Here is a 23,173-nt window from a genome sequence, read left to right as displayed (position 1 = left end):
GCCAGATGAGGTAGAAACCATGTTTACCGGAATTATCGAAACCATGGGCACCCTGGTCGAGCTGCGTCGCCAGGGGGAAGACGTGGTCTTGACGGTCGAGGCCCCCGGGCTCGATTTTAGCGACGTCAAGCTGGGCGACTCCATTGCCACCAATGGCGTATGTCTCACCGTCGTCACCCTGGGCGACAAGCGCTACAGCGCGGATGTCTCGCTCGAAACCTTGTCGCGCAGCGGCTTTGCCCAGGCAAGAGTCGGGGACAGGGTCAATCTGGAGAAGGCACTGACCCCGAGTTCGCGGCTCGGCGGCCACCTGGTCTCCGGTCATGTGGATGGCGTGGGAGAGGTGAAGAGCAAGTCCAGCAGCGGTCGCGCCATCGAGTACTGGGTGAAGGCGCCCGCGGAACTCTCGCGCTACATCGCCGAGAAGGGATCCATCGCGGTGGATGGCATCAGCCTGACGGTCAACGCCGTCAAGGGCGACGATTTTCGGCTCACCATAGTGCCTCACACCGCCCAGGAGACCACGATCGCGAATTGGAAGCCGGGCCACAGGGTCAACCTGGAGGTGGATCAGATAGCCCGCTATCTCGAACGGCTGCTGCAAGGTGGCGCCCAAGGCAGACAAGGGGCACCGGCCTCCAACCTGACCTTGGAGAAGTTGGCCCAATCGGGTTTTTTGTGAACCCGGTCTGATTGAAACGGGGCCAGCTGCCCCCATCTAGTCTTTATGCTTTTATCACCTTTGACGGAGTAGCCCATGGCGCTGAGCACAACCCAGGAAATCATTGCCGATATCAAGGCTGGCAAGATGGTTATCCTGATGGATGACGAAGACAGGGAGAATGAAGGGGACCTCATCATGGCGGCCTCCTGCGTGCGCCCCGAGGACATCAACTTCATGGCCCGCTACGGCCGTGGCCTCATCTGTCTGACCCTGACCCGGGATCGCTGCAAACAGCTGGCGCTGCCGCTCATGGTAGACCGCAACAACGCCCAGTTCTCCACCGCGTTCACCGTGACCATAGAAGCGGCCGAAGGGGTGACGACCGGCATCTCCGCCGCCGATCGCGCCGTGACCGTGCTGGCCGCCGTGGCCCCCGATGCCAAGGCCGCCGATCTGGTGCAGCCGGGTCACATCTTCCCGTTGATGGCGCAGGATGGCGGCGTGCTGACCCGTGCCGGTCACACCGAGGCAGGTTGCGATCTGGCTCGCCTTGCGGGCTTTGAGGCGGCTTCGGTCATCGTCGAGATCCTCAACGAAGATGGCAGCATGGCCCGTCGTCCCGACCTTGAGATCTTCGCCGAGCAGCACGGCATCAAGCTCGGCACCATCGCCGACCTCATCGAGTATCGCAACCAGCACGAGACCACGGTGGAGAAGGTGGCCGAGTGCAAGCTGCCCACCGAGTTCGGTGAATTTGATCTGGTCACCTTCCGCGACACCATAGACAACCAGGTGCACTTCGCCCTCAAGAAAGGGGAGGTCAAGGCTGACCAGCCCACTCTGGTGCGGGTCCATCTGCACGATGTGCTGAGCGATCTGCTGCTGACCGATCGCCACAGCGCCCGTAGCTGGCCTTTGCCCAAATCCATGGCCCGTATCGCGGCCGAGGGCGGTGTGCTGGTGATCCTGGGGGCGGAAGCCGATGGCAATGAGCTGCTGGCGCGGGTCAAGGGATTCGAGGCCACGGATAAAGGGCTGGCGCCGGAAGGGGCCAAGTGGCAGGGCACCTCGCGCCGGGTCGGCGTCGGTTCCCAGATCCTCAAGGCGCTCGGGGTCGGCAAGATGCGTCTGCTTAGCTCGCCGAAGAAATACCATGCCCTCGGCGGTTTCGGCCTGGAAGTGGTCGAATACGTCGGCGAGTAAACGAGACTCCGATTTTGAATATGTAAACTCATGCCCGCCATGCGGGCATGGTTTTTGTCGAGGGTCTGTTGTGCTAGACTGTGCGCACTTTTGACCCCGGCCACATTTGACTGCACAGCTACAGGATTGCCAATGAAGGTTATCGAAGGGAATATCGCCGCCCCCGAGGCGCGCGTTGCAATTGTCGTTGCCCGTTTCAACAGCTTCATCAACGAGAGCCTGATCGATGGCGCCGTTGACGTATTGAAGCGTCAAGGTCAGGTGCAAGAAAGCAATCTCACCCTGGTGCGTGTGCCGGGTGCCGTCGAAATTCCGCTGGCTATCAAGAAGCTGGCCAAGAGTGGCAACTACGACGCCATCGTTGCCCTGGGCACCGTCATTCGCGGTGGCACTTACCACTTCGAACTGGTGGCCAGCGAGAGCAGCAAGGGCATGGCCCAGGTGATGATGGAGTATGAAATCCCCGTCGCCTTTGGCGTATTGACCACTGAGAACATAGAACAAGCCATCGAGCGCGCCGGTACCAAGGCGGGTAACAAGGGTGCAGAGGCTGCATTGAGTGCGCTCGAAATGATCAACGTCCTGAAACAGCTTTAAGGAATAATACATTGAAACCGTCCGAGCGCCGTAAGGCCCGCCATTGCGCCACTCAGGCCATCTACCAGTGGCAGATGACCAAGGCAAACGTAGGTGACATCGAAGAGCAGTTCAAGATAGATCAGGACACCAAAGGGGTGGATCTGAGCTATTTCCGTGACTTGCTGTTCGGGGTTGCCCTGCATTGCAACGAGCTGGACAAGGTGTTTGCACCTTTCCTCTCCCGTCCGCTGGAAGAAGTGGACATGGTGGACAAGGCAATCCTGCGCCTGGCGACCTATGAGCTGACTCGTCGTGATGATGTGCCGCCACGGGTGGTGATCAACGAGGCGATCGAGCTGGCCAAGGCGTTTGCCGCCGATGACAGCCACAAGTTTGTCAACGGCGTCCTGGACAAGGTCATCAAGACGTTGAGCAAGCGTTAATCCCTGTTCCACAGCATTAAGAGAGGAGCCAGCCTAACCGCTGGCTTTTTACTGTATGGGTGAATTTGAGCTGATAGAGAAGTACTTCAAGGTCCCTCACGCCCGCAAGGATGTGGTGATGGGCCCCGGAGATGACTGTGCCCTGCTGACCCTGCCCGCCGATACCCAACTGGCGGTGAGCACCGATACCCTGGTGAGTGGCGTGCACTTCTTTCCCGACATGGATCCGGTGGATCTCGGCTACAAGGCGTTGGCGGTCAATCTGTCCGATCTCGCCGCCATGGGCGCCGAGCCGCGCTGGGTCTCCCTGGCGCTGACCCTGCCAGCCATCAACGAGCAGTGGGTCGCGGGGTTTGCCGAGGGCTTCCTCGAACTCGCCGAATATTACAACGTGGCCCTGGTGGGGGGAGACATGACCCGCGGGCCGCTCTCCATCACCGTCTCGGTCAAAGGCTCTGTGCCGACCGGCCGCGCCCTGCTGCGCAGTGGCGCCAAGGCGGGGGATGGCATCTATGTCACCGGCACCCTCGGGGATGCGGCCCTGGCGCTCTCTCATCTGCTCGGCAAACGGGTGCTCAACGAGAACCAGCTGGCCGCGGTGCTGCCGCGCCTCGATCATCCCCATCCACGCATTCTGGCAGGTCAGGCATTGCGGGGACTGGCGGGCAGTGCCCTGGATCTCTCCGATGGTCTGGCGTCGGATCTGGGCCACATCTTGAAAGCATCCGGGGTCAGGGCCCAGATTGACTTGGATCTGCTGCCGCTCTCGCCCGTCATGCAAGATGCCGTCTTCCCGGAAGATGCCTGGCAGTTGGCGCTGGCGGGGGGTGATGATTACGAACTCTGCTTCACCGTGCCGGAAGAGCATCGAGGGGCCCTGGATACCGCCCTGGCTCACAGTGGGGTCAAGTTCAGCCGTATCGGCCGCATCCTGGCCGGTGAACCGGGCATCGATTATGTGCGCGCAGAGCAAGCGGTCGAACTAGATCTAAAAGGCTGGGATCACTTCGCGTGATGCCTTGGCAAGGCTGGGATTATCTGCATGATGCAATTGAAAGGAGGGATTCCTCACATGATCAAACCCGAGCTTAAGAGACTGAACCTGAGAAATCCGCTCCATCTGCTGGCGGTGGGGTTTGGCGCAGGTCTCTCTCCCAAGGCACCTGGCACCATGGGGACACTGGTCGCCATTCCACTCTATCTGCTGGTGAGTGGCCTCTCTACGCCCTGGTTTATCGCCCTGTTGGTGCTGGGCTTCGTGGCTGGCATCTCTATCTGCCAGAGCGCCACCGATGCCATCGGCATGGATGACCATGGCGGCATCGTCTGGGACGAGGTGATTGGCTTTGGCATCACCATGATAGCGGCGCCAGCGGGCTGGTGCTGGATCCTGGCGGGTTTCCTGCTGTTCCGGCTGTTTGATGTGCTCAAACCCTGGCCCATCAGCTGGTTCGATCGCCGCATTCATGGGGGGATCGGCATCATGCTCGATGATGTCATCGCGGGCCTGTTTGCCCTGCTTTGTATGCAATTACTGGCCATCTGGCTGATTTGAGCCGGATGAAGGAGGGCGCCCCTGAGGCGCCCTCCTTATATATGACTGTTTGGTTTTCATTCACTGGCAGATGCTGCCGTCAAAAAAACATTTCACATAAATATTCACTACTCACTCGACACTTCCCACTATCACTTCGTTAGTCACTTATGCTGCTTGTTAATAGATTGTGTCATATCAACTTTGTTTATATAGGCAATAATTAGTTTAATCAGCTGCTTTTTGCGTAATAGATCACGATTTATAGCTGGTGATACACCATGACGCACCGCAAAGTATTGCGAAATTGTATATCCAGATCATTTACTCTTTCGGCCAAAGCGTCTAAGTTACTGGCGGGTTATTCCAAAAAAATGCAAAAAACCCGCCCGGATCGCTGGTTTCCCTGCCTCATGGATTGAGCACTCTTTGCCCAAGGTACAAACCGGCATCTGCGGCTGATTTACGGAAGAATTATTTGGGACGGATGTCCCCCGCAGAGGTAAATATGTCCTTGCTAGAAGTTAAAAACTTGCGGATTGAGTATCCCTCCCGCTACGGGGTACTGGCCGCGGTGAAGGATCTCTCTTTCTGTGTCGAGAAGGGTGAGGTCGTTGGCGTCGTGGGTGAGTCCGGCGCTGGCAAATCCACCATCGGCAATGCGGTGATCGATTTGCTGAGTCCACCGGGCCATATCGCCCGGGGGGATATCTATCTCAATGGCGAACTCATCTCCGGCAAGAGTCAGAACGAGATGCGGGCCATTCGTGGCTCCCGCATCGGTTTCATCTTCCAGGATCCCATGACCTCGCTGAATCCGCTGTTTACCGTGGAGCATCAGCTGGTTGAGACCATACTCGCCAATACCGAGCTCAACCACAGTCAGGCGGTCGCCAAGGCCCTCGAGCTGATGACGGCGGTCGGGATCCCGAGCCCGGAGCTGCGCATCAAGCAGTATCCCCATCAGTTTTCCGGTGGCATGCGTCAGCGGGTGGTCATCGCCATCGCACTCTCCTGCGATCCCGAGCTCATCATCGCCGATGAGCCGACCACGGCGCTGGACGTCTCCATCCAGGATCAGATCCTGCAACTCATCCGCACCCTCTGCAAGGAGCGGGACGTGGGCTGCATGCTGGTCACCCATGACATGGGCGTGGTCTCCAACGTCACCGACAAGGTGGCGGTCATGTATCGCGGTGATCTGGTGGAATTCGGCACTACCGAGCAGGTACTGGGGGCCCCGAATCACCCCTATACCCGCAGCCTCATCTCGGCGGTGCCCCGCTCCGACGTGAAGCTGGTGCGCTTCCCGCTGGTCTCGTACATCGAAGATGCCAGTGCGCCCGATACCAGCATCGACCTCAAGACCCACTGGCTCGGCCAGAGTCAGGATCAGCGTGCCTATGAAGGCGCCCTGTTGCGGGTCGAGCAGGTGGATCTGAAGTTCGTCACCAAGGACTCCTTCTTCCCGAGCCGCCGTGAATACGTGCAGGCTTGCAACAATATCAACTTCGAGATCTTCGAAGGGGAGACCTTCGGTCTGGTGGGGGAGTCTGGCTCCGGCAAGTCCACCATAGCCCGTGCCATCACCGGTCTCTATCCGCCTGACAGCGGCAAGATAGTGTTCGAGGGGATAGATCTCACCGCCATCAAGCACGAGAGCGAGCGTCGTCCGCTGCGCCGCCAGATGCAGATGGTGTTCCAGAACCCTTACTCCTCGATGAATCCGCGCATGAAGGTCCGTGACATCATCTCCGAGCCCATCCGTTTCCACCGACTGGCCGAGGAGAATCAGATCGACGGCATCGTCAGCGATCTGCTCGATCATGTCGGCCTTGGTCGGGGCGCCGGGGTCAAGTACCCCCACGAGTTCTCCGGCGGCCAGCGCCAGCGCATCTCTATCGCTCGCGCCCTGGCGACCCGGCCCCGTTTCCTGATCTGCGACGAGCCTACCTCGGCGCTGGATGTCTCGGTTCAGGCACAGATACTCAATTTGCTCAAGGATCTGCAAAAAGAGCTCGGCCTCACCATGCTGTTTATCAGCCATGATCTGCCGGTTATCCGCCAGATGTGCGATCGCATCGGGGTGATGAAACATGGTCATCTGGTCGAGGTGGCCGAGACGGAAAAACTCTTTACCAATGCCGAGCATGAGTACAGCCGCAAGCTGATCTCCCTCATGCCGGAATTTAAGGGAATGTCCCGCGAGGGGCTGGAAATCGCAAGCTAGGAAAGCACCGGCCTGCCGGTTTTTTGTGAAAAAGAGTGTCAATAAAAAGCTAACAGCATGGAGAAAGACATGAAGAAAGGATTATCCAAGATTGCAATGGCATTGTTTGCGGCCGGTTTGGCCTTCAATGTCTCTGCCGCCGATATCAAGGTTGCCGTGGCCTCGGATCCGACCTCGCTGGATCCCCAGGAGCAGCTCTCCGGTCAGACCCTGGAGATGTCTCACCTGGTGTTCGATCCCTTGATGCGTTACACCCAGGATCTGCAGTTCGAGCCGCGTCTGGCCGAGAAATTTGAACGTATCGATGACAAGACGGTCCGTTTCCACCTGCGCAAGGGCGTCAAGTTCCACTCCGGCAACGACTTCACCGCCGATGATGTGGTGTGGACCGTCAACCGTCTGAAAGCCTCTGTCGATTTCAAGGCCATCTTCGACCCTATCGCCGAAGTGAAGAAAGTGGATGACTACACCGTCGATCTGATCACGGCCAAGCCATTCCCCTTGGTACTGCAGACAGTGACCTACATCTTCCCGATGGACTCCAAGTTCTATACCGGCAAGGATGAGAACGGTAAAGACAAGGCCGAGATCGTCAAGAATGGCAGCTCCTATGCCTCTACCCATGTTTCCGGTACTGGCCCGTTCAGCGTCAAGTTCCGCGAGCAGGGTGTCAAGCTGGAATACACCCGCAACGCCAACTACTGGGACAAAGCCTCCAAGGGTAACGTTCAGAATCTGACCCTGGTGCCGATCAAGGAAGATGCGACCCGTGTCGCTGCCCTGCTCGGCGGTGACGTTGATGTCATCTACCCGGTCGCCCCGAACGATCTGGAACGCGTCCAGAAAGGCAAGGACACCCAGCTGGTGACCCTGTCCGGTACCCGCGCCATCATCATCGAGCTGAACCAGGCCACCAACCCGGCCCTGAAAGACAAGCGTGTGCGTCAGGCCATCAACTACGCCATCAACCAGGTGGGCATCGTCGAGAAGATCAACAAAGGCTTCGGTACTCCCGCTGGCCAGCTGAGCCCGAAAGGCTACGCCGGTCACAACGAAGCCCTGGTGCCTCAGTATGATTTGACCAAGGCCAAGGCGCTGATGAAGGAAGCCGGTTACGAGCAGGGCTTCAAGATGAGCTTCATCTCCCCGGCCGCCCGTTATGTCAACGATGTCAAAATTGCCCAGGCAGTCTCCGCCATGCTCTCCAAGATCAACATCAAGGTTGACCTGAAGACCATGCCGGTGGCTCAGTACTGGCCAGAGTTTGACAAGTGTGCCGCTGACATGCAGCTGATCGGCTGGCACTCAGACACCGAAGATACCGCCAACTTCTTCGAGTTCCTGACCTTCACCAAGAGCGCCGAGACTGGCATGGGCCAGTACAACTGTGGTGGCTACGCCAACCCAGAAGCTGACAAGATGGTGATGGAAGCCAACACCGAAACTGACCCGGCCAAGCGCAGTGCCATGCTGCAGAAAGTCGAAGCCATGCTGATCGACGATGCCGCCTATGTGCCCTTGCATTGGGAAAACCTGGCCTACGGTGCCAAGAAAAATGCCGACATCAAGCCCATCGTCAACGTGATGAACTTCCCGTACTTTGGCGACCTGGTCGTAGGCAAGTAATAGCGTCATAAGAAGGACCGGCGGGGGCATCACTGGCAACAGTGGCCCCCGCCATTAACAGAAGCCGGTGCCAAGACATCGGCCAGAGTCAAGGACAAGCATGTTTACATTCCTGCTGAAACGGTTCTATCAGGCCGTGATAGTGATGTTCGTCATCAGCCTGGTCGCCTTCTCCATCCAGGACAATCTGGGGGATCCCCTGCGTGAGTTGGTGGGACAATCTGTCTCCGAGGCTCAGCGTCAGGTGTTGCGCGATCAGATGGGGCTCAACGATCCCTTCCTGGTGAAGTACAGTCGCTTCTTGAAAAATGCGCTGCAAGGAGATCTGGGCACGTCCTATTTCTTCAAACGTCCGGCCCTCGAAGTCATACTCGACAAGCTGGTTGCGACACTCGAACTGGTGTTCGGGGCGGCCCTCATCATAGTCGTGGTCTCTATTCCGCTCGGCGTTTATTCCGCTATCCGCCCGCGCAGCATAATGACCAAAATCATCATGGCAGTGAGCAGCATAGGCATCTCAATTCCTGTGTTCTTGACCGCTATCATGCTGATGTACCTCTTCTCTATCCAACTTGGCTGGTTGCCCGCCTATGGCCGTGGCGAGACCTATAACCTGCTGGGTTGGGAATCCGGTTTCTTCACCTGGGACGGCATCTTGCACCTGATCCTGCCCGCGGTGTCGCTCTCTTCCATCATGCTGCCGCTGTTTATCCGGCTGGTGCGCTCCGAAATGCTGGAGCAGCTCTCTTCCGAGTACGTGAAGTTTGCCCGTGCCAAGGGGTTGGATAACAACAAGGTCTACTACCAGCATGCCCTGAAGAACACCATGCTGCCGGTGATCACCGTCGGCGGCGTGCAGATCGGTACCATGGTGGCCTATACCATCTTGACCGAGAGCGTGTTCCAGTGGCCCGGGACAGGTTTCCTGTTCCTGGAAGCCATCCACCGGGTCGATACCCCGCTGATCACTGCCTATGTCATCTTCGTGGGTCTTATCTTCGTGGTGACCAATACCCTGGTCGACCTGCTCTACGGGTTCATCAACCCGACCGTTAACCTGACTGCCAAGGGGTAAGCATGACTAACGCTGTGACTGCAAGCCCAAGCCGCTGGGCGCGTTTTAAAAATTCCGACATCGTCTACTATTTCCTGCGCGATAAAGTAGCCATGTTCAGTTTTGCCATCTTCGTGGCATTCGTGTTGGCCGCCTTGCTGGCACCCTGGCTGGCGCCGCACAATGTCTACGATCTGACCAGCTTCGACCTGATGGATGCCGAGCTGCCGCCCTCCTGGCTGGAAGGGGGAGACATACGTTTTTGGCTGGGCACCGATAACCAGGGACGGGATATCTGGAGCACCATTTTGTATGGCGCCCGTATCTCGCTGACCATAGGTCTGTTCGCGGTGGGTCTGCAACTGGTGCTGGGCATCGTCATCGGCCTCATCGCCGGCTATTACGGTGGCCGTATCGACAGCCTGCTGATGCGCTTCGCCGATGTGCAGTTGTCATTCTCCACCATGATGGTGGCCATCATCATCTCTGCCATCTTCCAGGCAAGTTTTGGCTCCGAACTCTATGCCGAGTTCGCCATCATCATGTTGGTGGTGATCATCGGCATCGCCGAGTGGCCGCAATATGCCCGGACGGTACGCGCCTCCGTGCTGGCGGAGAAGAAGAAAGAGTATGTGGAATCTGCCCAGGTGATGGGATTCCGTGCCCCGCGCATCATGTTCCGTCACATACTGCCAAACTGCCTGTCGCCCATCCTGGTCATCTCTACCGTACAGGTTGCGAATGCCATCATGAGTGAGGCGGCGCTCTCCTTCCTGGGGCTCGGCATGCCGGTGGATCAGCCCTCCCTGGGGTCGCTCATCAGTGTCGGTTTCAACTACATCTTCTCCGGCTCCTGGTGGATCACCGCCTTCCCAGGCATCTGTCTGGTGGTGCTGGTGCTGGTCATCAACCTGCTGGGTGACTGGCTGCGGGATGTGTTTAACCCGAAAATCTACAAGGGTTAACTCGGGTTAGCGGTAAGACAAGAAGGGCGCCATAAGGCGCCCTTCTCTATTGCTCGCAGGTCATCTCATCAGGCCTGCTGCCAGGCCTGGATGCTGGCCAGGATGCCTGCACTGTCGAGACCCAGCATGGCGTAGATCTCCTCCTGGGTGCCCTGTTCGATAAAGCGGTCGGGCAGGCCAAGATTGAGTACCGGTTTGCACTGCCTGGTCCGCATCAGCAGCTCGTTCACCGCAGAGCCGGCCCCGCCCATGATGGCGTTGTCCTCTATGGTGACGAACTCATGGTGGCTGGCAGCCAGGGAGAGCACCAGGGCCTCATCCATGGGTTTGACGAAGCGCATGTCCACCAGGGTGGCGTCCAGCGCCTCGGCGGCGGCCTTGGCCTGATGGAGCAGGGTGCCAAACGCCAAGATGGCGAGCCCCTTGCCGTCGCGAAGGATGCGACCCTTGCCCAGCGCCAATGCCTGCATCTCGGTCTGAACCTCGATGCCACAGCCACTGCCGCGCGGATAGCGCACCGCCGCAGGCTGGTTGCACTGATAGCCGGTGTAGAGCATCTGGCGGCACTCGTTCTCATCGGACGGGGTCATGACGACCATGTTCGGCACGGTGCGCAGGAAGCTGATGTCAAACGCGCCCTGATGAGTGGGGCCGTCGGCACCGACCAGACCGGCGCGGTCGATGGCGAACAGCACCGGCAGCTCTTGCAGGGCCACGTCGTGGATCAGCTGGTCATAGGCCCGTTGCAGGAAGCTGGAGTAGATGGCGACCACGGGTTTCTGGCCCGAGATGGCGAGCCCGGCGGCGAAGGTCACTGCATGCTGTTCGGCGATGGCCACATCGAAGTAGCGGTTGGGGTACTGCTGGCTGAATTTGACCAACCCTGAACCTTCGCGCATGGCGGGGGTAATGCCGACCAGACGTTCATCTGCGGCGGCCATGTCGCACAGCCACTGGCCGAAGATAGCCGAGAAGCTCGGTTTGCCCGGGGTCGACTTGGGCAGTGCCCATTCGTCCGGGTTGAACTTGGGCACGGCGTGATAACCGATAGGATCCTTCTCGGCAGGCTCGTAGCCCTTGCCCTTCTTGGTTTTGATGTGCAGCAGCTGGGGACCCTTGAGGTTGCGCATGTTGCGCAGGGTCTCGACCAGGGCATCGATATCGTGGCCGTCGATGGGACCTATGTAATTGAAACCGAACTCTTCAAACAGGGTGCCTGGCACCACCATGCCCTTGAGGTGCTCCTCTGCGCGCCTGGCCAGTTCCTTGACGGGAGGCAGGCCGGACAACACCTTCTTGCCCCCTTCGCGAATGGTGGTGTAGAGCTTGCCTGACATGATGCGGGCGAGGTGATTATTCAGCGCGCCGACGTTTTCCGAGATAGACATCTCGTTGTCATTGAGCACCACCAACATGTCCTTGTGGACGTCCCCTGCATGATTGAGTGCCTCGAAGGCCATGCCGGCAGTGATGGCGCCATCGCCGATCACCGCCACTACCTTGCGGCCCAATCCTTCGCTTTCGGCGGCGACGGCCATGCCGAGCGCAGCGCCGATGGAGGTGCTGGAGTGGCCGACCGAGAGCACGTCATATTCGCTCTCGCCGCGCCAGGGGAAGGGGTGCAGACCATCCTTCTTGCGAATGCTATGAATGCGCTCGCGCCGCCCGGTCAAAATCTTGTGGGGATAGGCTTGATGGCCCACGTCCCACACCAGCCGATCGAAGGGGGTGTTGTAGACGTAATGCAGGGCGACCGTCAGCTCGACCGTGCCAAGACCAGAGGCGAAGTGCCCGCTGGAACGGCTCACCGAGCGCAGCAAGTACTCACGTAACTCGTTGCACAGGACGGGCAGGCGCTCCTTGGGCAGGGATCTTAACTCAACCGGGGTGTCAGCGAGGGCCAGGTTGGGGAACTTGCTTATATCAACGCTCATATTGTTACTGTTATCCAGCGTTCAGTGGGTTCGCTCGATGATGTAATCGGCAAACGCTTCCAGAATATCGGTATTGTAGGGCAAAGGGCGCAGGGCTGTTAAGGCTTTGCCGTGCAGTTCGCGAGCCAGCTCACGGGCCTGCTCCAGGCCGAGCAGCGCCGGGTAGGTGCTCTTGGCCAGTGCCAGATCCGAGCCCTGAGGCTTGCCTAGGGTGGCGGTATCCCCGGTGATGTCCAGTATGTCGTCTTGCACCTGGAAGGCGAGACCGATGGCGGCGGCATACGCTTGCAGCGCACTCAGGGTCTGTGCATCGATATCAGCCTTGCACAGGGCCCCCAGGGTGACGGCGCATTCGATGAGCGCCCCGGTCTTGTGGCGATGTACCTGCTCGAGTTCGGTCAAGCTTATCTGCCGACCTTCGGCTTGCAGGTCGAGTGCCTGGCCACCGCACATCCCCAGATAGCCCGAGGCGCGGGCCAGGGTACTGAGCATTCGGACCCGGTTTGCCATCAATGCGCCAGGCATGGGGTGGTCTGCCAGGATAGAGAACGCCAGGGTTTGCAGGGCGTCTCCCGCCAGGATGGCGGTACCTTCGTCGAACGCCTTGTGCACAGTGGGTTGACCACGACGCAGATCGTCGTCATCCATGGCGGGCAGATCGTCGTGCAGCAGGGAATAGGCGTGAATGCACTCTACCGCCGCCGCCGGACCATCGAGCAGATCAGCCTCAACGGCCAACATCTCGCCGACGGCATAGACCAGGAAGGGGCGCACCCGTTTCCCACCCAATAGCAGACCGTATTTCATGGCGTCGCGCAGACGCGGCGCCATGGGGGGCAGGGCATCGAGCTGTTGTGACAGCCGATCATCGATACGCTGGCGATGGAGGCGAGAGAAACTATCCAGCGACACGGTTCAGGCTCCTTGTTCGGGTTGGAAGGGAACAGCTTGCTCGCTGCCATCGGCCTGGCTCAGCAGGATGTGGATTTTCTGCTCGGCCTGCTCCAGCTTCTGCTGACCGGCTCGCACCAGATGGATACCCTGCTCGAACTGTTTGAGTGCCTCTTCAAGGGGGAGCGCGCCCTGCTCGAGTTGATGAACAATGGTTTCCAGCTCTTCCAAGGTGGCATCAAAACTCAGTCGGTCGATTTTCTTAACGGCCATGTTCATCCTCGAGGATTGAAAAAACGGCTCATCTTAACATCCTCGACCCCTGGGGGGGAGGGTGAAAGCGTCATTGCCTCAAACTCTGGCCACCGCTGCCGATATATAAGGCGACTGGGGTCAAGTGCGCACTTTCGAGCTTGCTGCTCGGGATGCAATAGCAGAAAATTCAATGAAATATAGTGAATTCAAGAATCGGCTGACAGGAGTTGCGGCGTGGATCTAGGTAGTCTTATCGGCATAGTGCTCGGTTTCTCGGTGGTGATCTACGGCATGGTGCTGGGGGGATCCCTCAGCATGTTCGTTGATGTGCCTTCTGTCTGTATCACAGTGCTGGGCTCCATCTTCATTGCCATGATGAAGTTCAACGTTGGCCAGTTCTTCGGTGCCTTCAAGATTGCGGGCAAGGCGTTCATTCACAAAAGCGAGAAGATCGACGATCTGATCCAGAAGGCGGTCGAACTGGCAGATGCGGCGCGCAAGGGGGGCTTCCTGGCATTGGAGGCGGCGGAAATCCCCAATAGCTTTATGAAGAAGGGCATCGACATGCTGGTCGACGGTCATGATGCTGAGGTGGTGCGTGCCGTGATGGAGAAAGACATGGAGCTCACCTCGGACAGGCACGTCATCGCCATCAAGGTGTTTCGGGCCCTCGGCGATCTCGGACCCGCCATGGGGATGATAGGCACGCTGGTGGGGCTGGTTGCCATGTTGTCGAACATGAGCGATCCCAAATCCATCGGCCCCGCCATGGCCGTTGCCTTGCTGACCACCCTCTATGGCGCCATCCAGGCCAACATGTTTGCCATTCCCATTGCCGACAAGCTGGAGTTGCGCAGCGGTGAGGAGCGCCTCTCACGGGCGTTGATCCTGGACGCCATCATGGGGATCCAGGATGGCCAGAACCCCAGGGTGATCCAGTCCATGCTGCAAAACTACCTGCATCAGTCCAAACGCAACGCAGGCACCGAGTAGGAGTCGCCATGTCTAAATGCAACTGTCCTCCTCCCGGCCTGCCAGCCTATATGGGTACCTTCGCCGACTTGATGTCGCTGCTGATGTGCTTTTTCGTGCTGCTGCTCTCTTTTGCCGAGATGGATGTGCTCAAGTTCAAGCAGATCGCGGGCTCCATGAAGTATGCCTTCGGGGTACAGAATTTATTGGAGGTCAAGGATATCCCCAAGGGAACCTCTGTCATCGCCCAGGAGTTCAGGCCGGGACGACCCGAGCCAACCCCGATAGACACCATCATGCAGCAGACCATCGACATGACCCAGACCGAGCTGGAGTTCCAGCCGGGGGAGTCCGATCAGTCCGGTGGCCAGCAGAAGGATGCGGGTAACCTGACCGGAGGCAAGACCAGCGAGCAGGCGCAAGAGCAACAGCAGCAACAGGCCCAATCCAATGAGCTGGCCAAGAAGCTGGCGGAGCAGCTTCAGGATCAGATCCAGGATGGCGCCATCGAAATAGAGTCCCTCGGCCAGCAGATCATCATTCGCATCCGTGAGAAGGCCTCCTTCCCGGCGGGCTCTGCCTTCCTGCAGCCCCAGTTCTGGCCGGTGATCCGCAGGGTCGCCAGTCTGCTCAAGGATGTGCCGGGGGAGATTACCGTCTCCGGTCATACCGATGACGTCGCGACCGAGAATGAGCTATTTAACTCCAACTGGGAGCTCTCTTCCCAGCGGGCGGTGGCGGTTGCGCATCAGATGATCAAGGTGCCAGGTTTCGATCAAAGCCGGCTCGTGGTGCAAGGCATGGCTGACTCTCAGCCGCTGGTACCGAATAACTCGACCGAGAACCGCAGTACCAATCGCCGGGTCGAGATTGCCATCATGCAAGGCAAGCCGAGCGCTTCGACGCCGATTGCACTGCCAAACGAGGTTAAATAAGCCGGAGAGAGGATAAAGGTGGGGCTGGGGGGGGCCATGGATTTTCCCCTGACTTCATATTAAGATGCCTCATCCAAACCGATGGCAGCGGCTCTCCCTTGATAGCCGCTGTCTCATTTTCAAGCAACTCAGGTTTTGACTATGAATCCTACTCCGATGACTGTGCGCGGCGCCGAGCAGCTGCGCAAAGAGCTCGATTATCTTAAGACCGAGCTGCGTCCGCAGATTATCGAAGCGATTGCTGATGCCCGTGAGCATGGTGATTTGAAAGAGAACGCCGAATACCATGCCGCCCGTGAGCAGCAAGGCTTCTGTGAAGGCCGCATTCAGGAAATTGAAGCCAAACTCTCCAATGTCCAGATCATCGATGTCACCAAGATCGCCAACAATGGTCGCGTCATCTTCGGTGCCACCGTCAATCTGCTCAAGTCGGAGACGGAAGAAGAGGTGACCTATCGCATCGTCGGTGACGATGAGGCTGATATTAAAAAGAACCTCATCTCGGTGAACTCCCCCATAGCCCGTGCCCTGATCGGCAAGGAAGTGGATGATGTCGCCATCGTCAAAACCCCGGCGGGCGATGTGGAATATGAAGTATTGAGCGTCGACTACCTGTAATAGGCAGCGTGACAGCGAAGAGGGGAGCCTGGCTCCCCTCTTGTCATTTGTGCGTCTGCCTCACTCCGCGGGCGGCGCATAAGCCTGGGTGAAGGTGCTCTGGTGGTGCTGGAACATCCAGCCACGCAGCAGCTCCTGATCCGTCTCGTTCATCTGAAAGTTGATGGCCCAGCCTATGCTGGTTTGCTGCTCGCGCACCTCCCGGATCAGGACGCCACTGAGCGTCAGAGGTGCCAACTCATCCAGCCTCAGGATGGCACTGATGGCATCCCCTCGCTTTAGATGACTGGGCAGTCGCTGGACGATGAGACCATTGAGGGAGAGGCTGGTGATCCGATAATCCTCCCCGTTGTGTTGCAGCCAGCCTTCCGTATCCAGGCGCCAGGCGCGGGGATGCTCGTGGCTGAGTTCCTGAATGACGGGGGCAGCGATGCGTGGCTCGAGAAAGCCGTCATCACCTTGGGTGAAATAGAGAGGGAAATGGAGCTGATGACCGGCGAAGCGGGCCTCCAGGGCCAGCATGTCGGCTCGTTGCAGCAGGCCAAGCAGCGGGGTATCCAGATAGCCGCTCAGGGATTGCCCGGCGGCCGACTCCTGGTCTTTCCCCAGCTCCCGCAACATGGTCAGTTCTTCGTCAGTGAGTATCTGCTGGTGATCCATGGCGTCGTTTCCAAGTATTCATCGCAGGTTAAGGCCCCGGCGACTACTTTGGCAAGCGACTTAGGAAGAGGGGGAATGAGGGAGAGAGCAGTGCTCTCTCTTACTTGCGGGGCAGTTGGATTTTGGGTTCGTTGGCCTTGCGATAGATGGTCAGCACATGACCCATGCTCTGCACCTTGATGGCGCCAGTTTCGCGAACGATGGCTTCCATCACCAGCGCCTTCATCTCACGATCTTCGGCGGCAACTTTCACCTTGATCAGCTCGTGATGGGCCAGTGCGAGATCGATCTCGGCGAGAACGCCTTCGGTCAGGCCGTGCTGGCCAAGCAGTACGACGGGTTTCAGGCTGTGGGCCAAGCCCTTGAGGTACTGTTTCTGTTTATTGTTGAGCATCATGGCAAAATTCTTCATAAGTCAGGGTTGAAAGGGGCGTATTCTACCCCCACTTAGCCCTTAATACTAATAACCCTTGTGGTTTTTTAAAGCCGATCACCATGACCCAGAAAAAACGTTCCCCCAGTTCAACGCGCTGGTTGAAAGAGCATTTCGACGACCAATACGTCAAAAAAGCCCAGAAACTTGGGTTGAGATCTCGTGCCGTGTTCAAGATTGACGAGATCCAGGACAAGGACAAGTTGCTCAAGCCTGGCATGACGGTGGTGGATCTTGGCGCCGCTCCCGGTGGCTGGTCCCAGTTTGCCATCGATCAGGTGGGTGACAATGGACGTGTCATCGCATGCGACATTTTGCCGATGGATTCCATCGCCGGTGTCGATTTCCTGCAAGGGGACTTTCGGGAGGAAACTGTCCTGGCTGCGCTGCTGGCGCGGGTGGGGCCGGACAAGGTGGACGTGGTCATGTCTGACATGGCGCCCAACATGAGCGGCACTCAGCAGGTGGATCAGGCGCGAGCCATGTATCTGGTCGAGCTGGCGCTGGACATGTGCAACCAGGTGCTGCGCGCGAATGGCAGTTTCGTGGCCAAGGTGTTCCAGGGAGAGGGATTTGATATCTATCTCAATGAAATACGACAACTTTTTACAGCAGTCAAGATACGCAAGCCGGACTCATCAAGAGCCCGCTCGCGCGAAGTGTACATTGTGGCTACCGGTTTTAAACTGTAGTACCCTACCTTTTAGCGTTAACTGTCAGTCTGCGAGGTTACTGATTTGAGTGACATGGCGAAAAACTTAATCCTGTGGCTGGTCATCGCCGTCGTGCTGATGTCGGTATTCAACAGCTTCAGCCCCAGTGATACCACCAGTCGCCAGCTGGACTATTCCAGCTTTGTAAAAGAAGTGGCCCAAGAGCAGATCCGTGAAGTGCGGATGGACGGTAAGGTCATCAATGGCGTCAAGCGCACCGGTGAACGTTTCCAGACGATCATTCCGGCGCCGGATCCCCAGTTGCTCAACGACATGCTCAATCACAATGTGAAGGTCATGGGTGAGAAGCCGGAAGAGCCGTCGTTGCTGACGTCCATCTTCATCTCCTGGTTCCCGATGCTGTTGCTGATCGGTGTCTGGGTCTTCTTCATGCGTCAAATGCAAGGCGGCGGTGGCAAGGGTGCCATGTCGTTTGGCAAGAGCAAGGCTCGCCTGATGAGTGAAGAGCAGATCAAGACCACCTTCGGTGACGTCGCAGGCTGTGACGAAGCGAAGGAAGAGGTGAAGGAGCTGGTTGACTATCTGCGCGATCCTTCCAAGTTCCAGAAGCTGGGCGGCAAGATCCCGACGGGTGTGTTGCTGGTCGGCCCGCCCGGTACCGGTAAGACCCTGCTGGCCAAGGCCATTGCGGGGGAGGCCAAGGTGCCTTTCTTCACCATCTCGGGTTCCGACTTTGTCGAAATGTTCGTTGGTGTGGGTGCCTCCCGGGTACGCGACATGTTCGAGCAAGCCAAGAAGTCATCGCCCTGCATCATCTTCATCGATGAAATTGATGCGGTCGGTCGTCAGCGTGGCGCCGGTCTGGGTGGTGGTCACGACGAGCGTGAGCAGACCCTGAACCAGATGCTGGTTGAGATGGATGGTTTCGAGGGCAATGAAGGCATCATCGTCATCGCCGCCACCAACCGTCCTGACGTGCTGGATCCTGCCTTGCTGCGCCCGGGCCGTTTCGACCGCCAGGTCGTGGTTGGTCTGCCGGATGTGCGTGGCCGCGAGCAGATCCTGAAAGTGCACATGCGTAAAGTGCCGTTGGCCGATGACGTCAATGCGGCCGTCATTGCACGGGGTACCCCGGGTTTCTCCGGTGCCGACTTGGCCAACCTGGTCAACGAAGCCGCCCTGTTCTCGGCGCGTGAGAGCCGCCGTGTGGTCTCCATGTCCGAGTTCGAACGGGCCAAGGACAAGATCATGATGGGTGCCGAACGCCGCTCCATGGTGATGCAGGAGTCCGAGAAGGAGATGACGGCCTATCATGAGGCTGGTCATGCCATCATCGGTCGTATGGTGCCGGATCATGATCCTGTCTATAAGGTCTCGATCATCCCCCGTGGCCGTGCCCTGGGTGTGACCATGTACCTGCCGGAGCAAGATCGCTGGAGCCACTCCAAGCAGCATCTGGAGTCCATGATTTCCAGCCTGTACGGCGGCCGTTTGGCGGAAGAGCTGATCTACGGTGCCGAGAAGGTATCGACCGGTGCGTCCAACGACATCGAGCGCGCCACCGACATCGCACGCAAGATGGTGACCCAGTGGGGCATGTCCGAGCGTCTCGGTCCCATGCTCTATGCAGAGGAAGATGGCGAGGTGTTCCTCGGCCGTAGCATGGCCAAGGCCAAGCATATGTCCGATGATACTGCCCGGGTCATCGACGCCGAGATCAAACTGGTCATCGATCGCAACTATGATCGTGCCAAGCAGATCCTGATGGACAACATGGATGTGTTGCACACCATGAAGGATGCGCTGATGAAGTACGAAACCATCGACGCCAAGCAGATCGACGATCTGATGGCCCGTCGCGAGGTACGTGCCCCCAGCAACTGGCATGACGATCACAGTGGCGACACACCAAACGGTGGCAGTGCGACCAAGGCCGAGCCTGAAGAGGTGAAAGCCGAAGAGCCGAAAGAGGCGAATGTCGATATCGACAAAGCCAACGACGTTCCGGCCAAATAAGATTTATCTCTCTCAAACCCCGGGCTCGCCCGGGGTTTTTTCATTGATGAAAATGGATTCGATCATGCAGTTATCCAGCAAGGGGATCAGCCTCTCCCTCGACCGCCCCCATGTCATGGGGATCCTCAATGTGACTCCGGACTCCTTCTCCGATGGTGGGCGCTTCAATCAGATAGAGCAGGCGCTGACTCACGCCCGTCAGATGGTGAGCGATGGCGCTACCCTGATCGACATAGGGGGAGAGTCGACTCGCCCCGGTGCTCCCGATGTGAGCGAGCAAGAAGAGCTGGATCGGGTGGTGCCTGTGGTAGAGCGGATCGCCAGCGAGCTGGAGGTGATGATCTCCCTCGATACCTCCAAGGCCATAGTGATGAGCGAGGGGTGCGCCGCTGGCGGTCACCTCATCAATGATGTGCGTGCCCTGCTGGAGCCCAGAGCCCTGGCCGCTGCGGCGCAGGCTGACGTGTCCGTTTGCCTGATGCACATGCAAGGACAGCCAAGAACCATGCAGGCCGAGCCTCATTACGATGATCTGCTGGGGGAGGTGAGGGCTTTCTTCGATGAGCGTATTGCCGCCTGTCTCGCCGCTGGCATCCCCCGCGAGCAGTTGTTGCTCGACCCCGGCTACGGCTTTGGCAAGACTCTCGCACACAATTACCAACTGCTCGCCAGGCAAGCTGACTTGCTCGATTATGGGCTGCCGCTCTTGGTGGGGATGTCGCGAAAGTCTATGATAGGGAGCTTGCTGGGTCGCCATGTCGACGAGCGCCTCGCCGGCAGTCTGGCTTGCGCCCTGATAGGGATGCAACAGGGGGCTCGCATCATACGGGTGCACGACGTGCGCGCTACCATGGATGCGCTACGCATCGGTTGGTTGGCAATGACGGGAAATGATTTTATCTCCAAATAAAATAACGAGAACAAACCATGGCTAGAAAATACTTTGGCACCGATGGGGTGCGCGGCAAGGTGGGTGAATACCCTATCACTCCGGACTTCGTGATGAAGCTGGGTTGGGCCGCCGGTAAGGTGCTCTCCAAGAAGGGTACCAAGAAGGTGCTGATCGGCAAGGATACCCGTATCTCTGGTTACATGCTGGAGTCGGCCCTGGAAGCTGGCCTCTCGGCCGCTGGCCTCAAAGCGATATTGATGGGCCCCATGCCCACACCGGCGGTGGCTTATCTGACCCGCACATTCCGCGCCGAAGCGGGTATCGTCATCAGTGCATCCCACAACCCCTTCTACGATAACGGCATCAAGTTCTTCTCCGCCGACGGTACCAAGTTGCCAGATGAGGTCGAATTGGCCATCGAGGCAGAACTCGACAACGAGCTCAAGTGCGTCGAATCGGCAGAGCTTGGCAAGGCGGTGCGCATCGAGGATGCCGCCGGTCGCTACATCGAGTTTTGCAAGAGCACCTTCCCCTCCCATCTCAGCCTGGAAGGGCTCAAGATGGTGGTAGATTGTGGTCATGGTGCCACTTATCACATCGCGCCTTCCGTATTTCGCGAGTTAGGGGCCGAAGTCATCGCCATCGGTTGCAGCCCGGATGGCCTCAACATCAATGAAGGGGTTGGCTCCACCGCGCCCGAGGCCCTGGTCGCCAAGGTGCTGGAAACCAAGGCTGATCTGGGTATCGCCTTTGATGGTGATGGTGACCGTCTGGTCATGGTCGATCATGCGGGTTACATCATAGATGGGGATGAGATCCTCTATATCATTGCGCGCGACGCCCTGCGTAACGGCCGCCTCAAGGGCGGTGTGGTCGGTACTCTGATGGCCAATATGGGCCTGGAGCTGGCGCTGCAGACCCTGGGGATCCCGTTTGCCCGTGCCAAGGTGGGTGATCGCTATGTACTGGAGATGCTCAACGAGAAAGGTTGGCGCATCGGCGGCGAGAACTCGGGCCACATCATCTGCCTGGATCAAACCACCACCGGAGATGGCATCGTCGCCGCCCTGCAGGTGCTCACCGCCATGTGTACCGCCGAGATGCCTCTTGCCAAACTGCGTTCTGGCATGAGCAAGTTCCCCCAGATACTGGTCAACGTGCGCTTTGCCGAAGGGCAGGATCCCCTGACCTCGCCCGCCGTGCTCGACGAGGTGAAGCGGGTGGAGCAAGAGCTGGCTGGTCGTGGGCGGGTACTGCTACGTAAGTCAGGTACAGAGCCTTTGATCCGTGTCATGGTGGAAGGTGAGCAAGAAGAGCAGGTCCGTGACATGGCCGAACGCATTGCCCAACAGGTAAAATCGGCGTTTTAATGAGCGATAAGGGCGGTTTTTACACCGCCCTGGTTGTATCTTGTTCAAACGATTCGAAAAATCATAAATAGCGCTTGTCAGTTCAATGTCCTCTGGATATTATCTGCCTCGCTTTCGCAAGGGAGTTTGCCGATGGGAAATCGGAAGCCGTTTGTAGCAGCCAACTGGAAGTTACACGGTAGCAGGTCGCAGTTAGAAAGATTCACCACCGCTTGCCTCAAGGGGTTGAGTGATGACGTTGAAACTGTGTTGTGTCCATCCCATGTGCATCTTGACTTCACGTCGAATCTGCTCGCAGAGCAGCATTTGATGAAGTTGGGGGCTCAGAGTGTGAGTCAGCACAAATCAGGCGCTTATACGGGGGAAGTCTCGTGTGAGATGTTGATTGAGGCAGGGTGTCGATACGTTATTGTAGGGCACTCCGAGCGTAGGCGTCTCTTTGGAGAAACCAGTTTCATAGTCGCGGAGAAGTTCGCGGCCGTCAGAGCGGCAGGCTTGATCCCCATCCTTTGTTTGGGTGAGTCAGGGGCGGCAAGGCAGGCGAGGCGTACCTTCGAGGTGATAGCTGAGGAGCTGGACATAGTCCTAGAGAAGAATGGCGCGATGGCTTTCGATAATGCTATCATCGCCTACGAGCCGATTTGGGCTGTAGGCACAGGTAAATGCGCCACACCCGAGCAGGCACAAGAGGTTCATTCCTTCATTCGTGGTCGCTTGGCGGAGGATACTCCGGTAATAGGTGATAAAGTTAGAATCATCTATGGTGGGAGCCTGACACCGGCCAATGCGAGAGATTTGTTTGCCCAGCCCGACGTTGACGGCGGTCTGATTGGTGGAGCAAGCCTCGATGACCAGGCGTTCTTAGGAATTGTTGAAGCGGCAAAGGGTGCAAGTTAAATGTACGAAATTCTTTTAGTCGTTTATCTGCTGGTATCACTGACTCTGATTGGTCTGGTGATGATACAGCAAGGTAAAGGGGCTGACATGGGCGCCTCCTTCGGCGCAGGGGCATCGAATACCGTATTCGGCTCCAGCGGCTCAGGTAATTTCCTGACCCGTACAACAGCAATTTTGGCAACTCTGTTTTTTGTTATCAGCTTGGTGCTTGGATCTATGTCCGGTCATAAAGCGAAACAGGGTAGCGAGTGGGAAAATCTGCAACAAACCCAACAGGTTGAGCAGACTGAAACGCCGGTTAAGAAAGATTCCGACGTTCCCAACTGAG

24 protein-coding genes are annotated in these 23,173 nt (G+C 57.9%); 19 read left to right on the top strand and 5 right to left on the bottom strand.

Going from position 1 to position 23,173, the window contains the following annotated elements; translation table 11 throughout:
* Positions 1–19: 19 nt before the first annotated feature.
* The 10 genes from M2366_RS04165 to M2366_RS04120 all read left to right on the top strand — a co-directional run bounded on the left by M2366_RS04165 (position 20) and on the right by M2366_RS04120 (position 10,298).
* Complete coding sequence (locus tag M2366_RS04165; RefSeq protein WP_042041302.1) at positions 20–682, top strand: riboflavin synthase; 663 nt, start codon at positions 20–22, stop codon at positions 680–682.
* Positions 683–757: 75 nt separating this feature from the next.
* Entirely contained in the window at positions 758–1,867 is a 1,110-nt protein-coding gene (gene ribBA / locus M2366_RS04160) for a bifunctional 3,4-dihydroxy-2-butanone-4-phosphate synthase/GTP cyclohydrolase II (protein WP_259269026.1), read from the top strand.
* A gap of 132 nt (positions 1,868–1,999) precedes the next feature.
* Positions 2,000–2,464 (top strand): 6,7-dimethyl-8-ribityllumazine synthase, encoded by a 465-nt coding sequence (gene ribE / locus M2366_RS04155; RefSeq protein ID WP_259269025.1) that lies wholly within the window; start codon positions 2,000–2,002, stop codon positions 2,462–2,464.
* Positions 2,465–2,475: 11 nt separating this feature from the next.
* Positions 2,476–2,889: a transcription antitermination factor NusB gene (gene nusB / locus M2366_RS04150; protein WP_042018200.1), complete on the top strand. Its 414-nt coding sequence runs from the start codon at positions 2,476–2,478 to the stop codon at positions 2,887–2,889.
* 55 nt (positions 2,890–2,944) lie between these two features.
* A complete protein-coding gene (thiL, locus tag M2366_RS04145; protein ID WP_224432303.1) occupies positions 2,945–3,904 on the top strand; it encodes a thiamine-phosphate kinase in 960 nt (319 codons plus the stop codon).
* Positions 3,905–3,961: 57 nt separating this feature from the next.
* A complete protein-coding gene (locus M2366_RS04140) occupies positions 3,962–4,444 on the top strand; it encodes a phosphatidylglycerophosphatase A (RefSeq protein ID WP_042041306.1) in 483 nt (160 codons plus the stop codon).
* A gap of 487 nt (positions 4,445–4,931) precedes the next feature.
* A complete protein-coding gene (locus tag M2366_RS04135; RefSeq protein ID WP_042041307.1) occupies positions 4,932–6,653 on the top strand; it encodes an ABC transporter ATP-binding protein in 1,722 nt (573 codons plus the stop codon).
* A 69-nt stretch (positions 6,654–6,722) separates the two neighbouring features.
* Positions 6,723–8,279, top strand: coding sequence for an ABC transporter substrate-binding protein (locus tag M2366_RS04130; RefSeq protein ID WP_224432305.1), 1,557 nt, complete (start codon positions 6,723–6,725; stop codon positions 8,277–8,279).
* Positions 8,280–8,379: 100 nt separating this feature from the next.
* Positions 8,380–9,354: an ABC transporter permease gene (locus tag M2366_RS04125; RefSeq protein WP_042041309.1), complete on the top strand. Its 975-nt coding sequence runs from the start codon at positions 8,380–8,382 to the stop codon at positions 9,352–9,354.
* A gap of 2 nt (positions 9,355–9,356) precedes the next feature.
* Entirely contained in the window at positions 9,357–10,298 is a 942-nt protein-coding gene (locus M2366_RS04120; RefSeq protein ID WP_042041310.1) for an ABC transporter permease, read from the top strand.
* A 68-nt stretch (positions 10,299–10,366) separates the two neighbouring features.
* On the opposite strand, the gene dxs is transcribed toward M2366_RS04120, so the two are convergent.
* From dxs to xseB, 3 genes are read right to left on the bottom strand one after another with little or no spacing between them, the layout of a single operon-like run.
* A complete protein-coding gene (gene dxs, locus M2366_RS04115; RefSeq protein ID WP_259269024.1) occupies positions 10,367–12,232 on the bottom strand; it encodes a 1-deoxy-D-xylulose-5-phosphate synthase in 1,866 nt (621 codons plus the stop codon).
* 21 nt (positions 12,233–12,253) lie between these two features.
* Positions 12,254–13,144: a (2E,6E)-farnesyl diphosphate synthase gene (ispA, locus tag M2366_RS04110; protein WP_224432307.1), complete on the bottom strand. Its 891-nt coding sequence runs from the start codon at positions 13,142–13,144 to the stop codon at positions 12,254–12,256.
* A gap of 3 nt (positions 13,145–13,147) precedes the next feature.
* Positions 13,148–13,396, bottom strand: a complete 249-nt coding sequence (xseB, locus tag M2366_RS04105) for an exodeoxyribonuclease VII small subunit (protein WP_042041532.1) — start codon at positions 13,394–13,396, stop codon at positions 13,148–13,150.
* A gap of 216 nt (positions 13,397–13,612) precedes the next feature.
* Here xseB and pomA point away from each other — a divergent pair, with 216 nt between their 5' ends.
* The 3 genes from pomA (at position 13,613) to greA (ending at position 15,903) form a co-directional block, all read left to right on the top strand.
* Entirely contained in the window at positions 13,613–14,371 is a 759-nt protein-coding gene (pomA, locus tag M2366_RS04100) for a flagellar motor protein PomA (RefSeq protein WP_042041313.1), read from the top strand.
* A gap of 8 nt (positions 14,372–14,379) precedes the next feature.
* A complete protein-coding gene (locus M2366_RS04095) occupies positions 14,380–15,285 on the top strand; it encodes a flagellar motor protein MotB (RefSeq protein WP_259269023.1) in 906 nt (301 codons plus the stop codon).
* Between the two features lie 141 nt (positions 15,286–15,426).
* Positions 15,427–15,903, top strand: a complete 477-nt coding sequence (gene greA / locus M2366_RS04090; protein WP_005903968.1) for a transcription elongation factor GreA — start codon at positions 15,427–15,429, stop codon at positions 15,901–15,903.
* A gap of 60 nt (positions 15,904–15,963) precedes the next feature.
* Here the strand turns inward: greA and M2366_RS04085 are convergent, their stop codons facing one another.
* Both M2366_RS04085 and yhbY read right to left on the bottom strand, forming a co-directional pair.
* A complete protein-coding gene (locus M2366_RS04085) occupies positions 15,964–16,563 on the bottom strand; it encodes a PilZ domain-containing protein (protein WP_259269022.1) in 600 nt (199 codons plus the stop codon).
* Between the two features lie 100 nt (positions 16,564–16,663).
* A complete protein-coding gene (gene yhbY / locus M2366_RS04080) occupies positions 16,664–16,960 on the bottom strand; it encodes a ribosome assembly RNA-binding protein YhbY (RefSeq protein ID WP_005903964.1) in 297 nt (98 codons plus the stop codon).
* Between the two features lie 98 nt (positions 16,961–17,058).
* Here yhbY and rlmE point away from each other — a divergent pair, with 98 nt between their 5' ends.
* The 6 genes from rlmE (at position 17,059) to secG (ending at position 23,172) form a co-directional block, all read left to right on the top strand.
* Positions 17,059–17,688, top strand: a complete 630-nt coding sequence (gene rlmE, locus M2366_RS04075; RefSeq protein ID WP_042041317.1) for a 23S rRNA (uridine(2552)-2'-O)-methyltransferase RlmE — start codon at positions 17,059–17,061, stop codon at positions 17,686–17,688.
* A 45-nt stretch (positions 17,689–17,733) separates the two neighbouring features.
* Positions 17,734–19,686: an ATP-dependent zinc metalloprotease FtsH gene (ftsH, locus tag M2366_RS04070; protein ID WP_042041318.1), complete on the top strand. Its 1,953-nt coding sequence runs from the start codon at positions 17,734–17,736 to the stop codon at positions 19,684–19,686.
* A gap of 64 nt (positions 19,687–19,750) precedes the next feature.
* On the top strand, positions 19,751–20,596 hold the full coding sequence (folP, locus tag M2366_RS04065) for a dihydropteroate synthase (protein WP_259269021.1): 846 nt from the start codon (positions 19,751–19,753) through the stop codon (positions 20,594–20,596).
* A 17-nt stretch (positions 20,597–20,613) separates the two neighbouring features.
* Positions 20,614–21,948, top strand: coding sequence for a phosphoglucosamine mutase (glmM, locus tag M2366_RS04060; RefSeq protein WP_224432312.1), 1,335 nt, complete (start codon positions 20,614–20,616; stop codon positions 21,946–21,948).
* A gap of 132 nt (positions 21,949–22,080) precedes the next feature.
* Positions 22,081–22,845, top strand: a complete 765-nt coding sequence (gene tpiA / locus M2366_RS04055) for a triose-phosphate isomerase (RefSeq protein ID WP_224432313.1) — start codon at positions 22,081–22,083, stop codon at positions 22,843–22,845.
* Positions 22,846–23,172: a preprotein translocase subunit SecG gene (gene secG, locus M2366_RS04050; RefSeq protein WP_005903953.1), complete on the top strand. Its 327-nt coding sequence runs from the start codon at positions 22,846–22,848 to the stop codon at positions 23,170–23,172.
* Position 23,173: the final 1 nt, after the last annotated feature.

It is taken from the genome of Aeromonas sp. BIGb0405 (assembly GCF_024807335.1).
GTDB lineage: Bacteria > Pseudomonadota > Gammaproteobacteria > Enterobacterales > Aeromonadaceae > Aeromonas > Aeromonas rivuli.
Note: the sequence above shows the minus strand (reverse complement) of the source record. Positions and strands in the feature narration are given on the sequence as shown.